Source organism: Parabacteroides sp. AF39-10AC (assembly GCF_003635405.1).
Taxonomy (GTDB): Bacteria; Bacteroidota; Bacteroidia; order Bacteroidales; family Tannerellaceae; genus Parabacteroides; species Parabacteroides distasonis.
In genome coordinates this window covers 13,223-14,593 of sequence record NZ_QTLP01000049.1, presented here as the reverse complement: position 1 = coordinate 14,593, position 1,371 = coordinate 13,223, and the positions used below count along the sequence as shown (strand labels likewise).

Below are 1,371 nucleotides of genomic sequence, written 5' to 3'. Positions count from 1 at the left end.
TTTTTATTAAGGAGAAGATATGAAAAAAGAAGAAGATTTTGTTATGGGCCTGTCCATCTACATGGCTTGTCTGCGTGAGAAAAAACGGTATTCCACGGCGAAGAGTTATCAAGATGCCTTGAACTCGTTCAAGTGCTTTTGCGGTATGGAGGCGATTCCTTATGCCTATATTAATAGGAACAGGCTTTTGTGCTATCAGTCATGGTTGTTGGACAAGGGCCGTTCGTTGAATACGGTGTCCACCTATATGCGTCGGATTCGTCACATTTATAACTTGGCCGTGGAGGCGAACGAGGCTCCCTTTGTACCCAACCTGTTCAAAGATGTCTTCACGGGCGTTGAGAGCAAGCGGAAGAAGGCGTTGCCGCGAGAGATGCTGGAGCGTATGTTTAACGCCCCGTTGGGGGATCCGTCCTTGCGGCGTGTACAGTTGACCGTTCGGTTGATGTTCGCGTTCAGCGGGATAGCGTTTGTGGATCTCACGCATTTGAAATGGGAGAATATCCGGGATGGGATATTGCAGTATCACCGACAAAAGAGCGGATCTCTCATACAGCTGGAGATTCCCTCCGGGGCGTTGCGGCTGTTGGATGAGTTGTCCGCTTGTACGGCAAAGGAATCCTTTTATTTATTTCCTTTTTTGAGTGGAAGGAGAACCGGTGAGGCGGCCTACAAAGAATATAACAGGACCTTGTCCCGCTTTAACCGTGAGTTGAAGTTGTTGGCGAGATCGACAGGCGTTACGCTTCCGGTCACCTCATATACGATCCGTCATTCATTCGCCTCGTTCTTGAAGGAACAAGATGTATCGATCGAGGTTATCAGTGAGTTGTTGGGGCATAAGTCTATTAAGACAACACAGATCTATTTGAAGAGCTTCTCGTTGGAACGTTTATCGAAGGTGAACCGGAATTGTTTTGAGAGCGTGTGTAAACCGATACCCAAAGTGGGGTAAGAGGCTTGCTACTTGGGAAGTAGCGTATTCTTTCACGGCGCAAAAGTAATAAAAAATAACAAATAACAAGCAATCATAAGGCTTAGTTTGTTCATTAGTTTGTGCTCCGACCTTGATTCTCCTTAAATCTTCGTTCTTATTCCTAGTGCATAGACATGGCAATAGAGACGAAATGATCTCGTATTTCCTACATCATCACGTCCCTTCCAAAAATCGAACATACATTCTTGTAGAGACGGGGCGTGCCCCGTCTCATCCCCTCAAGAGGGTAATTTAAAGATACTACCAGTCTGTGGGAGACGGGGCACGCCCCGTCTCTACAACTGGGTAATAACCATTCTCCTACCTTTTACGCTACTTCCCAAGTAGCTTAATATTTCAAGCGATGGTGATTTTCAGAAAAGCCATTTTTAAAG

General features: G+C 45.9%; 1 protein-coding gene. It reads left to right on the top strand.

Going from position 1 to position 1,371, the window contains the following annotated elements; translation table 11 throughout:
* The first annotated feature begins 19 nt into the window (after positions 1 to 19).
* The gene (locus tag DW033_RS23430; RefSeq protein WP_057318819.1) at positions 20 to 955 is read left to right on the top strand and encodes a site-specific integrase; all 936 of its coding nucleotides are present in this window, start codon (positions 20 to 22) and stop codon (positions 953 to 955) included.
* Positions 956 to 1,371: the final 416 nt, after the last annotated feature.